The following is a 14,615-nucleotide window of genomic DNA, read 5'->3' on the forward strand; positions in this document are numbered from 1 at the left end:
CTCTTTAAAGACGGCAGGAGCGGCAGGTTTCAGACCTAATACGTAACTTGATCAGGCCGGAAACCCGCAAGGCTTGTTATCAGATGTCAAGGAGCAGACGGGCCGGATCTTCCAGCAGGTCCTTCAAGGTAACCAGGAAGGTTACTGCTTCTTTACCATCGATCAAGCGATGGTCATAAGAAAGCGCGGTGTACATCATCGGTAGCACAACTACTTGACCATTTACCGCCATCGGCCGCTCCTGGATCTTGTGCATACCGAGAATCGCTGTCTGTGGAGGATTGACGATCGGTGTAGAAAGCAAGGAACCGAATACACCACCGTTGGATATGGTGAAGGTACCGCCGGTCATTTCCTCGATGGTCAGCTTACCAGCCTTTGCTTTCTTGCCAAACTCGTTGATGCCACCTTCGATATCGGCCAGGCTCAAGGATTCGGCATTACGCAGAACCGGAACGACCAGACCTCGGTCACTGGATACGGCGACACCGATATCCTGATAGCCGTGATAAACGATGTCGCTGCCGTCGATGGAAGCATTGACTCCCGGCTGGCGCTTCAGTGCCTCGACCGCAGCCTTGACAAAGAAGGACATGAAGCCCAGGCGCACACCATTGTGAGTTTTTTCGAAAAGATCTTTGTATTTGGAGCGAAGCTCCATAACCGGCTTCATATTGATTTCGTTGAACGTAGTCAACATAGCCATGGAAGATTGGGCTTCGATCAAACGCTGTGCAACCTTTGCACGCAGGCGAGTCATCGGTACGCGCTTCTCAACGCGATCACCAGCAGCGAAAACCGGAGCGGCAGCGGCAACAGAAGACGCTGAGCCGGCAGCCGGAGAAGAAGATTTTTTCGCCTCGACAGCAGCGACAGCATCTTCCTTGGTAACGCGACCACCTTTACCCGTACCGGAAATGCTGTTCGGATCCAGACCATGCTCTTCAGCAAGCTTGCGAGCAGCCGGAGCCAATGTTGCCTCGCTGGAAGCAACCTGAGCAGCAGCTGGAGTTGGAGCTGCCTGGGCAGGAGCAGCAACTGGAGCTTCAGCAGCAACAGCGCCGGCCTCCAGCTTACCGAGCAGTTCGCCACTTAGTACGGTATCACCTTCGTTCTTGACAATTTCAGACAGAACACCATCCGACTCGGCAAGTACTTCCATGACCACTTTATCGGTCTCGATATCGACGATCAGCTCGTCACGCTTGACTGCTTCACCCGGCTTCTTGTGCCAAGTAGAGATAGTACCGTCCGCGACGGATTCCGGAAAAGTTGGGGCTTTGATCTCGATAGCCATTGTCAGGTCCTATCCTATTGATTCGGTTATTACATCGAGGCCGCGTCTTGCGCGGCCTCTTTCGCAGCGAATTTATTAAATGGTAAATGCGTCCTGAAGCAGCTTTTCCTGCTGCTCGGCATGCACAGAGGCATAACCGACTGCAGGAGAAGCAGAAGCCGGACGACCGGCATATTCCAGGAACAAGCCCTGTTTGTGCGCAGCAGCCACGCGGCGCATGTGGTGCTGGCTGCAATACCAGGCACCCTGATTCATCGGCTCCTCCTGACACCAGACGACATGCTTGAGGTTCTGATAGGGAGCCAGTACCTCAGTCAGATCATCTTCGGGGAAAGGATATAGCTGCTCGATCCGAACGATGGCAATGTCGTTACGCCCTTCGCTACGGCGTTTCTCCAGAAGATCGTAATAGACCTTGCCGCTACACAGGATAACGCGCTCGACCTTGCCTGGTTCGATCGGATCGATTTCGCCGATCACAGTCTGGAACGAACCTTGAGTCAACTCTTCAAGAGAAGAGACGGCCAACTTGTGGCGCAGCAACGATTTTGGCGTCAGAGCAACCAGTGGCTTGCGCAGCGGACGGATGATCTGGCGGCGCAGCATATGGTAGACCTGCGCCGGCGTCGTCGGTACACAGACCTGGATATTGTGTTCGGCACACAGTTGCAGGTAGCGCTCCAGGCGAGCGGACGAGTGCTCAGGGCCCTGACCTTCATAACCGTGTGGCAGCAGCATGGTCAAACCACACAGGCGGCCCCACTTGTGCTCACCACTGGTAATGAACTGATCGATTACGACCTGAGCACCGTTAGCGAAGTCACCGAACTGCGCTTCCCAGATCACAAGTGCATTCGGCGTCGTGGTCGAGTAACCGTACTCGAAAGCCAGCACAGCCTCTTCAGAAAGGAACGAATCGAAGAGTGTGAAACTGGGCTGTCCATCGAACAGGTGCTGCAGGGGAATGTAGTTACTGCCGTCTTTCTGGTTGTGCAGGGCTGCATGGCGGTGGGAGAAGGTGCCCCGACCAACGTCCTGGCCAGTGATGCGTATCGGATACCCCTGAGAAAGCAGAGTGGCATAGGCCATGGTTTCTGCATAACCCCAGTTGATCGGCATTTCGCCGGTAGCCATCTTGCCACGCTCTTCCAGCAGCTTGCCGACCTGGCGCTGCACAGCAAAGCCTTCCGGAAGGTTCAATAGCTTGCTGGACAGGTCTTGCAGGTTTTTCAGATCAAAGCGAGTATCACTCTGAGCGGTCCAGGCATGCCCTATATAAGGAGTCCAGTCGACGAACAGTGCCTTGTTCGGTTCCTTGACCAAGCTTTTCACCACAAACTGGCCGTTGTCCAGAGCCTTGCGGTATTCGTCCACCAAAGCCTGGGCTTCCTCGGCAGTGATCACTTGGGCCTTAACCAGCGCATCAGCATATAACTCACGAGTGGTGGTGTGCTTGGCAATCTTCTGGTACATCAGTGGCTGGGTGCCGCTCGGTTCGTCCGCTTCGTTGTGACCGCGGCGGCGGTAGCAGACCAAATCGATAACCACATCGCGCTTGAATTGCTGGCGATAGTCAACTGCCAGCTGGGTCACGAAGAGTACGGCTTCAGGATCATCGCCATTCACATGGAAAATTGGTGCCTGAATCATCTTCGCCACATCGGTAGCGTATTCAGTGGAACGCACGTCATCTGCACGATTGGTAGTAAAACCAACCTGATTATTGACGGCAATGCGGATGGTACCACCTGTCTTGAAGCCCCGGAGCAGGGACATCTGATAGGTCTCCATGACCACACCCTGTCCTGCGATGGCCGAATCACCATGGATAGTAATGGGCAGCACCGTATCGCCACTGGCATCGTCGCGACGGTCCTGGCGGGCCCGCACGGAACCTTCGACCACAGGAGAAACGATTTCCAGGTGGGATGGGTTGAAGGCCATGGCCAGGTGAACTTCGCCCCCTCCGGTCATGATGTTGGAGGAAAAGCCCTGATGGTACTTCACGTCACCGCAGCTTAAGCTTAGCCCGGCAACATGCTTGCCATCGAACTCATCAAATAGATCCCGCGGATTCTTGCCCAAGATATTGACCAGCACGTTCAGACGACCACGGTGGGCCATACCCAGAACGATTTCCTTGACAAGCCCCTGAGAACCAACCCGCTGAACAATCTCATCCAGCACCGGAACTAAACTTTCCCCCCCTTCCAGGCCGAAACGCTTGGCACCCGGATACTTGGTACCCAGGTACTTTTCCAGCCCCTCGGCTGCCGTCAATCGCTCCAGTAAGTGCTTTCTCACCTCGACGGAGAACGCGGGACGACCACGCACGCTTTCGAAGCGATTCTGCAACCAGGAACGCTCCTCGGTAGTAACAACATGCGAGAACTCTGTGCCAATAGTGCGGCAATAGGTCTCTTTCAGGGCCTGCTGGATTTCACGCAAAGTCGCTTCAGTCTTCCCGATGCTCAGATCACCAGAAGAAAATATGGTGTCCAGATCAGCATCGCCAAGACCGTGGCTAGCGAGAGAAAGTTCGACCGGAACAGGCTTCTGTTGCAAGCCGAGCGGATCTAACTGGGCAGCCCTGTGCCCAAGCAAGCGGTAGTCTTGAATGAGTTGCAAGACACCGATCTGCTTTTTCTCGTGCTCGGGGCTGACGGCTCCTGTGGAAACTTGTCCGCGGCGCGAGCTTTTAGCTAGCTGGATGAATTGCTCGCGAATTCCGGAATGGGGAACATCACCGGATTGCGAACCATTGGTTGGCAATTTCTGGAATTTGCTGCGCCACTCCTCCGGAACGGCACTAGGATCCTGCAGATACAGCTCATAGAGCTCCTCTACATACTCGGCATTCCCACCGGAAAGGTAGGCACTGTCCCACATACGCTGCATCACACTGTCTTGCATGCTTTGTTGCCCTCGATAAGGGAATACTAATGGCGCACAGCCCGTATTCCCTTAAACATTGACTGAACCCAAATGACTCAAGGTGAGTAGTTGAGGCCTACGGATAGGCTAGACATTGGCTCGGATCGTCCTCTGCCGGCCTACGAAATTCCGAGAGAAGGCCCTGCTTTCCAGAATCTTCTACCAAGCTGCGGCATCAGAAACACTGAATACCGCAGGAAAACCCAGTCGGCAAAATCAAATCCATCCCGACTGACTATGATCAAGTGCCGCTGCGAATCAGCATGTTACGCACATGACCTATTGCCTTGGTCGGATTCAATCCTTTCGGGCATACACTTACACAATTCATAATGCCGCGGCAGCGGAATACACTGAAAGGATCATCCATAGATGCCAAACGCTGTTCGGTGAAGTTGTCACGACTGTCAGCCAGGAAGCGATAAGCTTGCAATAGTGCAGCCGGACCAAGGAATTTGTCCGGATTCCACCAGAAGGATGGGCAACTAGTAGAACAGCAAGCACACAAAATACACTCATACAGGCCGTCTAACTTCTCACGATCTTCAGGAGACTGAAAACGCTCGATAGCTGGTGCTGGCGTGTTGTTTATCAGGTAAGGACGTACCTTCTCGTACTGCTTGTAGAAGATACTCATATCCACGACCAGATCACGAATGACCGGTAGACCAGGTAGTGGGCGCAAAACCAAGTTATTGTCTTTTACGACTGAAGACAACGGAGTGATACAAGCCAAACCGTTTTTGCCACTGATGTTCATGCCATCAGAACCACACACGCCTTCGCGGCAGGAACGGCGATAGGAAAAGGCCTCATCTTGCTCTTTAATCAGGGCTAACACGTCAAGCACCATCAAGTCTTTACCCTGGGTATCGACTTGGAATGTTTGCATGTACGGTTTCTGGTCTTTATCGGGGTTATAGCGATAAACACTTACTTGCAACATATCGTTCACCCTTAATAAGTGCGGACTTTAGGCTTGAAGTATTCAAGAAGATCGCCGTCAATAATCTTTGGCGAACGGTTAACGGCACGTTTGGTTACGCGCTTATCACCTGGGAAGTACAGGGTGTGGCATAGCCATTCATTGTCGTCACGCTCTTCGAAGTCTTCACGAGCATGCGCACCGCGAGATTCCTTACGCGCTTCTGCCGCAATTGCAGTGGCTTCTGCAACCTCGAGGAGGTTTTGCAACTCCAGTGCCTCGATACGAGCAGTATTAAAAGACTGACTCTTATCGGCAATTTTGACATTGGCAATGCGCCCACGCAGGTCAACCAGTTGCTCGATACCTTTCTGCATGTATTCACCGGTGCGGAATACACCGAAATAATTCTGCATGCAGCTCTGCAGTTCTTTGCGTAGCGGTGCAACATCCTCACCGGATGATCGCTCATTTACGCCAGCCAGACGGCTCAACGAAACATCCAGGTCGGTTGCGGTAGCATTGCGATACTCGATTCCTTCCTTAAGGGCTTTTTCCAGATGCAGACCAGTAGCGCGACCAAATACAACCAAGTCAAGCAGTGAGTTACCACCCAGACGGTTAGCACCGTGTACGGACACACAAGCTACTTCACCGACAGCAAACAGCCCTTCGATGATTTTGTCTTCGCCGTCTGCTCCTTGCGTAATTGCCTGGCCATGAATATTGGTAGCAACGCCACCCATCATATAGTGGCAAGTCGGAATAACCGGAACCGGAGCAACTACTGGGTCGACATGAGCAAAGGTCTTCGACAGTTCGCAAATACCCGGCAGACGGCTGTGCAAAACTTCTTCGCCAAGATGATCCAGCTTGAGCAGCACATGATCGCCATTGGGACCACAGCCATTTCCAGCAAGTACTTCCTTGACCATTGAGCGAGCCACAACATCGCGACCAGCCAGATCTTTGGCATTCGGAGCATAACGCTCCATGAAACGCTCGCCGTGCTTGTTGATCAGATAACCACCTTCACCACGACAGCCCTCGGTCACGAGAACACCGGCACCGGCAATGCCAGTCGGGTGGAACTGCCACATTTCGATGTCCTGAACCGGAACACCGGCACGTAGCGCCATGCCAACACCATCGCCACTGTTAATCAGGGCATTGGTAGTGGAAGCATAGATACGACCGGCACCACCAGTAGCCAAGACAGTAGCCTTGGAACGGATATATACGGTCTCGCCGCTTTCGATGCAGATGGCAATGATTCCAACGATGGCACCATCCTGATTCTTCACCAGATCTACGGCATACCATTCATTAAGGAATACTGTGTCGTTCTTCAGGTTGTTCTGATACAGGGTGTGCAACAGAGCATGGCCAGTCCGATCCGCAGCTGCGCAAGTGCGAGCAGCCTGGCCACCTTTACCGAAGTCCTTCGACTGACCGCCGAACGGGCGCTGGTAGATACGACCGGTTTCAGTACGAGAGAAAGGCAGCCCCATGTGCTCCAGCTCGAACACAGCTTCCGGACCGACCGAGCACATATATTCAATAGCGTCCTGGTCGCCGATGTAATCGGAGCCCTTGACAGTATCGTACATGTGCCAGCGCCAATCGTCGTTCGGATCTGACGAAGCAATGGCACAAGTAATGCCACCCTGGGCCGAAACGGTATGAGAGCGAGTAGGAAACACCTTGGTCACTACTGCGGTCTTGTATCCGGATTGAGCCAGCTGTAGCGCTGCGCGCATGCCAGCACCACCACCACCTACGATGATGGCATCAAAAGAAAGCGTACGTATATTAGCCATGAATCAGATACCCCAAAGAATCTGCACACCCCAGACGAAGAACGCGAACATGGCAATGCCGCATGCAGCCTGGAAGAGAAAACGTACAACGGTGGCATATTTGCCGAGCGCCATCGGGGTCAGATAATCAGTGGAGATCGTCCACATGCCGACCCAGGCATGAACACTAACGGCGACCAGAGCCAGAAGACTGAAGATACGCATCAAGTTGCCGGAAAAAAATCCGGCCCACTGCGCATAGTTCAATCCCGGATGTACGACGAGGTATCCCAGCAGAAAAATGAAGTATGCCGCGAGGACTACAGCGGATACACGTTGCGCCATCCAGTCGAAAAGACCTGAGCGCGAAAAATTCGTGACGTTGGTTACCATACCCAAACTCCCGTCAAAAGGATCAACACCGCAGAAACGATGAGAACGATTTTCGAACCTTGCTTGCCACCTTCCAGCGTTTCACCGTGGCCCGTATCCATAATGAGATGGCGAACCCCAGCTACCAGGTGGTACAGCAGCGCAGACAACAGTCCCCAAACAATCAGCTTGACCAGCGGACTGCTCAGATACATTTTGACCCGCGCAAAGCCCTCCTCGGAGGCCAGCGAGGTATCGAGTGCGAATAGCAGCACTGCAATACCTATGAACAAGATCACACCGGAAACCCGATGCAAAATCGACGTATAAGCGGTGATAGGGAGTTTGATGGTCCTAAGATCTAGGTTTACAGGTCGTTGGCTTTTCACGGCTTCTTTCACACTCGAAGGCCCTGGCACGCAGAGCAAAGTTGTCGGGAAGAGCACTGTATAGCGCCCGCCACCCACGGGTGAAACCCTCGAAGTCTGGAACTCCTCTGGGCCCCTGCCGGTCGGTGGCCGAGTATAGACCGATAGGTTCCTAATGACAATGTGGTGAAATGCCACCAACTAAGCATTGCAGTAGGAAAGCAAAAAGCGTATTCAATCGGCCGCTATTCATGAAAATGCTCCCGGCAGGTCTCACGCCATTATGCTTTAGGCCAAATTGACATTGGCTCCTATCGTTCTATAGTGACCCGGGCCCTGCGTGGGGGCTTCTGATGATTCCAAGCAAACACAGGAGGCCATACATGGCTGACAAGAAAGCGCAGTTGATCATCGAGGGCGCAGCCCCCGTCGAGCTGCCCGTAATAAGTGCCACTCTGGGGCCAGACGTAATCGACGTCCGTGGTCTTCTCTCCACTGGTAACTTCACTTTCGACCCAGGCTTCATGTCGACCGCATCTTGCGAGTCGAAAATCACCTATATCGATGGTGACAAGGGCATCTTGCTGCATCGCGGATACCCAATCGAGCAGTTGGCGGAAAAATCCGACTACCTGGAAACCTGCTATCTCTTGCTCTATGGGGAGCTGCCAACTCCCGAGGAAAAGGAAAAGTTCGTAAACACGGTGAAAAACCACACCATGGTTCACGAACAGCTGAAAACCTTCTTCAATGGTTTTCGCCGCGATGCCCATCCGATGGCGATTTTGCTTGGGGTAGTCGGCGCTCTTTCCGCCTTCTATCACGATTCACTTGATAATAATAATCCACAGCATCGCGAGATTTCCGCGATCCGTCTGGTTGCCAAGCTCCCCACTATTGCCGCGATGGCCTACAAGTACTCCATAGGCCAACCGATGGTATATCCACGTAACGATCTTAATTACGCGGAAAACTTCCTGCACATGATGTTCAACACGCCGTGCGAGGAAAAACCGATCAGTCCCGTGCTGGCCAAAGCCATGGACCGGATCTTTGTCCTCCATGCCGACCATGAGCAGAATGCTTCGACTTCGGCAGTGCGTTCTGTAGGTTCGACTGGTGCCAACCCATTCGCCTGTATTGCCGCCGGTATCGCCGCACTCTGGGGACCGGCTCATGGTGGTGCAAACGAAGCCGTACTGACCATGTTGGACGAAATCGGGGATGTCTCGAATATCGAGAAATATCTGGCCAAGGCCAAGGATAAGAACGATCCGTTCAAACTGATGGGCTTTGGCCACCGCGTCTACAAGAACTTCGATCCACGTGCGCGCGTCATGAAGAAGACCTGTGACGAGGTACTGGCCGAGCTGGGTATCAACGACCCACAACTGGAACTGGCGATGAAGCTCGAGCAAATCGCGCTGAAGGATCCCTACTTCGCCGAGCGTAACCTGTACCCGAACGTAGACTTCTACTCGGGTATCATCCTCAAGGCCGTTGGTATTCCGACCAGCATGTTTACAGTGATCTTTGCTCTGGCTCGCACCGTTGGCTGGATCTCTCACTGGAAAGAAATGCTGTCGGGCCCATACAAGATCAACCGCCCGCGCCAGCTTTACACTGGCGAATTGAAGCGCGATATCACACGCTGATAGATAGCTTTCCACTCAAAAAAGCTGCCTTCTGGCAGCTTTTTTCTTTCAATTTTTTGTACATCGTCTGAAATTACAGGTGAACCTCAAGAAGTCGTCTGCTCCCACCATGTAATCAGCTCGATAGCCTCCTCCCGACTGCATCCGCAAACCTCTGGATCGGCTTTAAATCTTTGGCATACGGCTGGACGTTCTGGCTTATCGAACAAGTTGCACATAAAGTGTTCAGTCAAGTGTAGACAAGGGATTCCCGCCGGCTTTCCGTGAGGCATACCGAAAAAAGGCTGGGTTATGGAAGGCGCTACACAGCAGGCACCGCAAGCAGGGCGGCATTCCATCATCACTCCTGAAGCATTGCTAAAGGCAGGTATTCTAATCACCGTAACAATGTATCAGATAATTTGGATTCATAAGTAATCGTGCCAAGAGCATCGTTCATCAATCCGGATGACGGCAATGAATGGCTTGGGCATACTTCGCCTCCTTTTCGAACGCGAACAGGAGAGAAGCATGTTCAAGGTCAACGAGTACTTCAATGGCAGTGTCAAATCCATTGCATTCGACATGGCCAATGGCCCTGCCACGATCGGCGTCATGGCACCCGGCGAATACGAATTCGGTACCAACCAACTGGAAATAATGCACGTGGTCTCGGGTAGTCTGGTCGCCAAGCTGCCGGGCAATGCGGATTGGAAAACATTCGAAGCCGGTAGTCAGTTCACCGTCCAGCCTAATAGCAAATTTCAGTTGAAGGTGAGTGTAGATACTGCCTATTTGTGCGAATACCACTAGAACGAGTCGGAGCGTCTATGCTCTACGAAGACTAGACGCTACCCATATGAACAGACCCCGATAAATAGATCCATTCGCTCACATATGGTCCGAGCATTACCGCTCCCAACAGAAATCAATCATTGGTTGCTTTTCTTCCGGATCCAATACAAATAACTTCCCTTTTCCGCTTTCTGCTCAAGCAATTCGTGCCCGAGAAACATACAGAATTTAGGAATATCCCTCTGCGTAGATGGGTCTGTGGCGATAACTTTGAGTAATCCGCCATCGGCCAGATCACGCACTTTGTTATGCAGCATCATCACCGGCTCCGGACAATGCAACCCAGAAGCGTCCAGGATGTCGTCTGTTGTCATTTCAGTTGATACGCCCATTAAAATCTCCGGTCGAGCAGAATGAGTTCTCGATACAGGAAAGCAACCAGGTCAGCTTTTGAATACTCGCACATGGCAGGTCACCTCTTCGCGATCATGATAGAGCTGCTTGCAGGCAATACCAGCCTGCACACCTCGTCCGGCCAGTCCTGACTCGATACGCTCCAGCAAGCGCTTTACTTCGGTATAGCGCTGTTTCATCGGTAACTTGAGATTGACTACAGCTTCACGACACAGTCCTTCGCCAATCCAATTCTCCAGCAATGCTGCATTGCGCGCAGGTTTCTCGACAATATCGCAGACCATCCAATCCACTGGCTTACGCGGGCGAAAAACGAAACCATCGACATGCTGATGTTCTACCAAACCCGAGTCCATCAGCTTTTCATTCATGGGGCCATTGTCGACGGCGATGACTCGCATATAGCGATTGACCAACTGCCAAGTCCAGCCTCCGGGTGAAGCGCCCAGATCGACAGCGGTCATTCCAGCCGTCAAGCGATCATCCCACTCACTGCGCGGAATGAAATGATGCCAGGCCTCTTCCAGTTTGAGCGTAGAGCGACTGGGTGCCTGGCGAGGAAATTTCAGGCGCGGAATTCCCATCGGCCAAAGCGCGCTGTTGCCTTTTTCCGCAATTCCGACGAAAACCTCGCGACCACTACGAAAAGTCATTAGCAGACAGGGTCCAGCACCACCATCCAGAAGATAGCCACTTTTGGTCAATGCCCGACGTAACGGAGCTTCGAATTTACGGCAAAAGGTCGATAGTTCCTTACCTTCATTCGTATCCAATACTTCCAGCCACAAACTGCTGCACGCCGGAATCGTTGCGAGATACTCCAGCAAAATGCCGATTCGATCCCCCTCCGGCAAGTGCAGCCATTCACCGCGCGCCCACTGCCGGGGAAATATCAACCGTGAGAAACGCACTTTTTTCATCAAGTGCTCGAGATCGTCGCCACCATTGCAGATAAATTCTGCAAACCCAGTACCTGGACGCGCCTTGGCGTAGCCAGCGATATTCATCTGACCAGCCAAATCACCGATTTCGGCACAGACCTCATTTTCAAAACCAGTACGGCAATGCAACAGCAATGTCTTCATCGAGTTTTTCGTAAACGGCATCGAGCCAGAGCGCAAGAAAGGCGGGCATGATAGCCGAGAGTTGGAACCCTCGCTTTCCTTGTCAGTCCAGTAATTATCGACTACATGAAGCAGGGCCTTGCTTCAAGGCTCCGCATTCACTTCCCTGCTCCGCTCTGCGGAGAAGAAAAAGGAGACGAGAATGCCCTCTCTGGATAGCCTCGATTGCCGCCGTAGCCTGGAAGTCGCTGGCAAAACCTACCATTACTTCAGCCTGCCGGAAGCGGCCAGACATCTAGGTGATATCTCTCGCCTGCCCGCTTCGCTGAAGGTGCTGCTGGAAAACCTGCTACGTTGGGAAGATGGCGCTACGGTGCACAAGAAAGATTTTATCGCCCTTGCCAATTGGCTCAAGAAACGCAGCTCCAATCAGGAAATCCAGTACCGTCCGGCACGAGTGCTGATGCAGGATTTCACCGGCGTACCGGCAATCGTCGACCTGGCCGCCATGCGTGATGCCGTGTCGCGCGCAGGAGCCGACCCGCAAAAGATCAATCCCCTTTCCCCGGTCGATCTGGTGATCGATCATTCGGTTATGGTCGACCATTTCGGTAGTGATCGGGCTTTCCAGGAAAATGTGGAAATCGAGATGCAGCGCAATGGCGAACGCTATGCCTTTCTGCGCTGGGGCCAGCAGGCTTTCGATAACTTCCGCGTAGTACCGCCAGGCACCGGCATCTGTCACCAGGTGAATCTGGAATACCTGGGACAGGTAGTCTGGACCCGGGACGAGAATGGCGATACCTACGCCTATCCGGATACCTTGGTAGGAACCGACTCTCATACCACTATGATCAATGGCTTGGGCATCCTCGGCTGGGGTGTCGGTGGCATCGAGGCCGAAGCGGCCATGCTTGGCCAGCCGGTTTCCATGCTGATTCCTGAAGTGGTCGGCTTTCGCCTGACCGGCAAGCTACAAGAAGGCATGACCGCTACTGACCTGGTACTTACCGTAACCCAGATGCTGCGCAAGCAGGGAGTAGTCGGCAAATTCGTTGAATTCTTCGGCCCGGGCCTCGATAACCTCCCACTGGCCGACCGCGCGACCATCAGTAATATGGCACCGGAATACGGTGCAACCTGCGGCTTTTTCCCTGTGGATCAAGTCACTATCGACTATCTGCGCCTGACCGGCCGCGACGAGTCGCGCATCGCGCTAGTCGAAGCGTACAGCAAAGCCCAAGGTCTGTGGCGTGATAGCAACACTCCCGATCCAGTGTTTACCCACACGCTGGAGCTGGAGCTGGCCGATGTCGTACCATCGCTGGCCGGCCCGAAACGCCCACAGGATCGTGTGGCACTAAGCGATATCGGTGCGAGTTTCGATTTGCTGCTGGAAACCACCGGTAAACGGCAACAGGCCGAGACAGCATTCGAGGTCAAGGACGAAGATTTCCCGCTCAAGCATGGCGCAGTGGTCATTGCCGCCATCACCTCTTGCACCAACACTTCCAACCCCAATGTCTTGATGGCTGCAGGCCTGCTGGCCAAAAAAGCCGTGGAGCGAGGCTTGCAACGCCAGCCCTGGGTCAAATCCTCATTGGCTCCCGGCTCCAAGGTTGTGACCGACTACCTGGAAAAGGCCGGTCTTACACCTTATCTGAATCAGCTTGGCTTCAACCTGGTCGGCTATGGTTGCACCACCTGCATCGGCAACTCTGGCCCACTGTCCGAGCCCATCGGCCAGGCAATTACCGATAACGATTTGATCGTATCCTCGGTTCTATCCGGCAATCGCAATTTCGAAGGTCGCGTGCATCCGCTGGTCAAGGCCAACTGGCTGGCCTCGCCACCGCTGGTTGTGGCCTTTGCCCTGGCTGGAACTACGCGCATTGATTTGTCCAGGGAACCGCTGGGATTTGATGACAAGAATCAACCGGTCTATCTCAAGGAGATCTGGCCGAGCAGCAGCGAGATAAACGCAGCCGTCAGCCAGATCGACGGCAGCATGTTTCGCCGACGCTATGCCAACGTATTCGATGGCGACAAGAACTGGCAGGCCATTTCGGTCGGCACAGGCGACACTTATGAATGGAATGCCGACTCCAGCTATGTGCAGAATCCGCCTTTCTTCGAAGACATCGACAAGCCAGCAGCCTCGCCAGAGGATATCGAAGGCGCTCGCATCCTGGCGCTATTCGGTGATTCCATCACCACCGACCATATCTCACCTGCCGGGAATATAAAGGCCAACTCACCAGCGGGGCTTTATCTACAACAGCTCGGCGTCGCTCCGGAGGATTTCAATTCCTACGGCTCACGCCGTGGTAATCACGAAGTGATGATGCGTGGCACCTTTGCCAATATCCGTATCAAAAACGAAATGCTGGGCGGTGAAGAAGGCGGCAATACGCTCTACCAGCCGGATGGTGAAAAGATGTCGATCTACGCGGCTGCCATGCGCTACCAGAGCCAAAACACGCCACTGGTGGTGATTGCCGGCAAGGAATATGGCACCGGATCCAGCCGCGACTGGGCAGCCAAGGGCACCAATCTACTGGGGGTAAAGGCCGTAATCGCCGAAAGCTTCGAGCGTATTCACCGCTCCAACCTGATCGGTATGGGAGTTCTGGCCTTGCAGTTCATTAATGGCCAGACCCGTCAGTCGCTGGGACTCACTGGCCGCGAAATACTCTCCATCCACGGACTTTCCGCCGATATCGAGCCACAGCAGACGCTTGGAGTCACCATAGAGCGCCCCGATGGTAGTCACGATACCTTCGAAGTGCTGTGCCGTATCGATACGACCAATGAAGTCCAGTACTTCAAGGCTGGCGGAATTTTACATTATGTATTGCGTAGCCTGATCAAGTGAAACTGACTCGCTTCAGGGTTTTCGGCAGACTGGATGGCCGCTGGAAAGCAGCCATTCGCCATTGTGCGATTTCATTTTTCCTTCATATGAAGAACCGACGCATCTTTTCGCATCGATACCTGTCGAACGTTAGCCCTA

12 protein-coding genes are annotated in these 14,615 nt (G+C 53.3%); 3 read left to right on the forward strand and 9 right to left on the reverse strand.

The window, feature by feature from the left end; translation table 11 throughout:
* Positions 1 to 79: 79 nt before the first annotated feature.
* The 6 genes from odhB to sdhC all read right to left on the reverse strand — a co-directional run bounded on the left by odhB (position 80) and on the right by sdhC (position 7,728).
* A complete protein-coding gene (gene odhB, locus FHR87_RS14465; protein ID WP_183167421.1) occupies positions 80 to 1,297 on the reverse strand; it encodes a 2-oxoglutarate dehydrogenase complex dihydrolipoyllysine-residue succinyltransferase in 1,218 nt (405 codons plus the stop codon).
* Between the two features lie 75 nt (positions 1,298 to 1,372).
* Positions 1,373 to 4,210 (reverse strand): 2-oxoglutarate dehydrogenase E1 component, encoded by a 2,838-nt coding sequence (locus FHR87_RS14470; RefSeq protein ID WP_183167422.1) that lies wholly within the window; start codon positions 4,208 to 4,210, stop codon positions 1,373 to 1,375.
* A gap of 262 nt (positions 4,211 to 4,472) precedes the next feature.
* Entirely contained in the window at positions 4,473 to 5,177 is a 705-nt protein-coding gene (locus FHR87_RS14475; protein ID WP_183167423.1) for a succinate dehydrogenase iron-sulfur subunit, read from the reverse strand.
* A gap of 11 nt (positions 5,178 to 5,188) precedes the next feature.
* Positions 5,189 to 6,976, reverse strand: a complete 1,788-nt coding sequence (sdhA, locus tag FHR87_RS14480; protein WP_183167424.1) for a succinate dehydrogenase flavoprotein subunit — start codon at positions 6,974 to 6,976, stop codon at positions 5,189 to 5,191.
* 3 nt (positions 6,977 to 6,979) lie between these two features.
* Positions 6,980 to 7,348, reverse strand: coding sequence for a succinate dehydrogenase, hydrophobic membrane anchor protein (gene sdhD, locus FHR87_RS14485; protein ID WP_183167425.1), 369 nt, complete (start codon positions 7,346 to 7,348; stop codon positions 6,980 to 6,982).
* Complete coding sequence (sdhC, locus tag FHR87_RS14490) at positions 7,342 to 7,728, reverse strand: succinate dehydrogenase, cytochrome b556 subunit (RefSeq protein ID WP_183167426.1); 387 nt, start codon at positions 7,726 to 7,728, stop codon at positions 7,342 to 7,344. Before sdhC ends, sdhD begins: the two co-directional genes overlap by 7 nt.
* A 350-nt stretch (positions 7,729 to 8,078) precedes the next feature.
* On the opposite strand from sdhC, the gene gltA reads away from it, so the two are divergent.
* Positions 8,079 to 9,350 carry a citrate synthase gene (gltA, locus tag FHR87_RS14495; RefSeq protein WP_183167427.1) on the forward strand — a complete coding sequence of 424 codons (1,272 nt, stop codon included), beginning with the start codon at positions 8,079 to 8,081 and terminating at the stop codon, positions 9,348 to 9,350.
* 86 nt (positions 9,351 to 9,436) lie between these two features.
* Here gltA and FHR87_RS19300 read toward each other — a convergent pair whose 3' ends face one another.
* Positions 9,437 to 9,688, reverse strand: coding sequence for a YkgJ family cysteine cluster protein (locus FHR87_RS19300; protein ID WP_246336049.1), 252 nt, complete (start codon positions 9,686 to 9,688; stop codon positions 9,437 to 9,439).
* 172 nt (positions 9,689 to 9,860) lie between these two features.
* Between FHR87_RS19300 and ppnP the strand changes: the two genes are divergently transcribed.
* Positions 9,861 to 10,142 (forward strand): pyrimidine/purine nucleoside phosphorylase, encoded by a 282-nt coding sequence (gene ppnP / locus FHR87_RS14500; protein ID WP_183167428.1) that lies wholly within the window; start codon positions 9,861 to 9,863, stop codon positions 10,140 to 10,142.
* A gap of 119 nt (positions 10,143 to 10,261) precedes the next feature.
* Here ppnP and tusA read toward each other — a convergent pair whose 3' ends face one another.
* Both tusA and rlmM read right to left on the reverse strand, forming a co-directional pair.
* A complete protein-coding gene (gene tusA, locus FHR87_RS14505; RefSeq protein ID WP_183167429.1) occupies positions 10,262 to 10,516 on the reverse strand; it encodes a sulfurtransferase TusA in 255 nt (84 codons plus the stop codon).
* A 51-nt stretch (positions 10,517 to 10,567) separates the two neighbouring features.
* Positions 10,568 to 11,623 (reverse strand): 23S rRNA (cytidine(2498)-2'-O)-methyltransferase RlmM, encoded by a 1,056-nt coding sequence (gene rlmM, locus FHR87_RS14510; protein ID WP_183167430.1) that lies wholly within the window; start codon positions 11,621 to 11,623, stop codon positions 10,568 to 10,570.
* Positions 11,624 to 11,804: 181 nt separating this feature from the next.
* Between rlmM and acnA the strand changes: the two genes are divergently transcribed.
* Positions 11,805 to 14,477, forward strand: a complete 2,673-nt coding sequence (gene acnA / locus FHR87_RS14515; protein ID WP_183167431.1) for an aconitate hydratase AcnA — start codon at positions 11,805 to 11,807, stop codon at positions 14,475 to 14,477.
* The last annotated feature ends 138 nt before the right edge of the window (positions 14,478 to 14,615 follow it).

Source organism: Azomonas macrocytogenes (assembly GCF_014191985.1).
In the GTDB taxonomy this organism is placed as follows: Bacteria; Pseudomonadota; Gammaproteobacteria; order Pseudomonadales; family Pseudomonadaceae; genus Azomonas; species Azomonas macrocytogenes.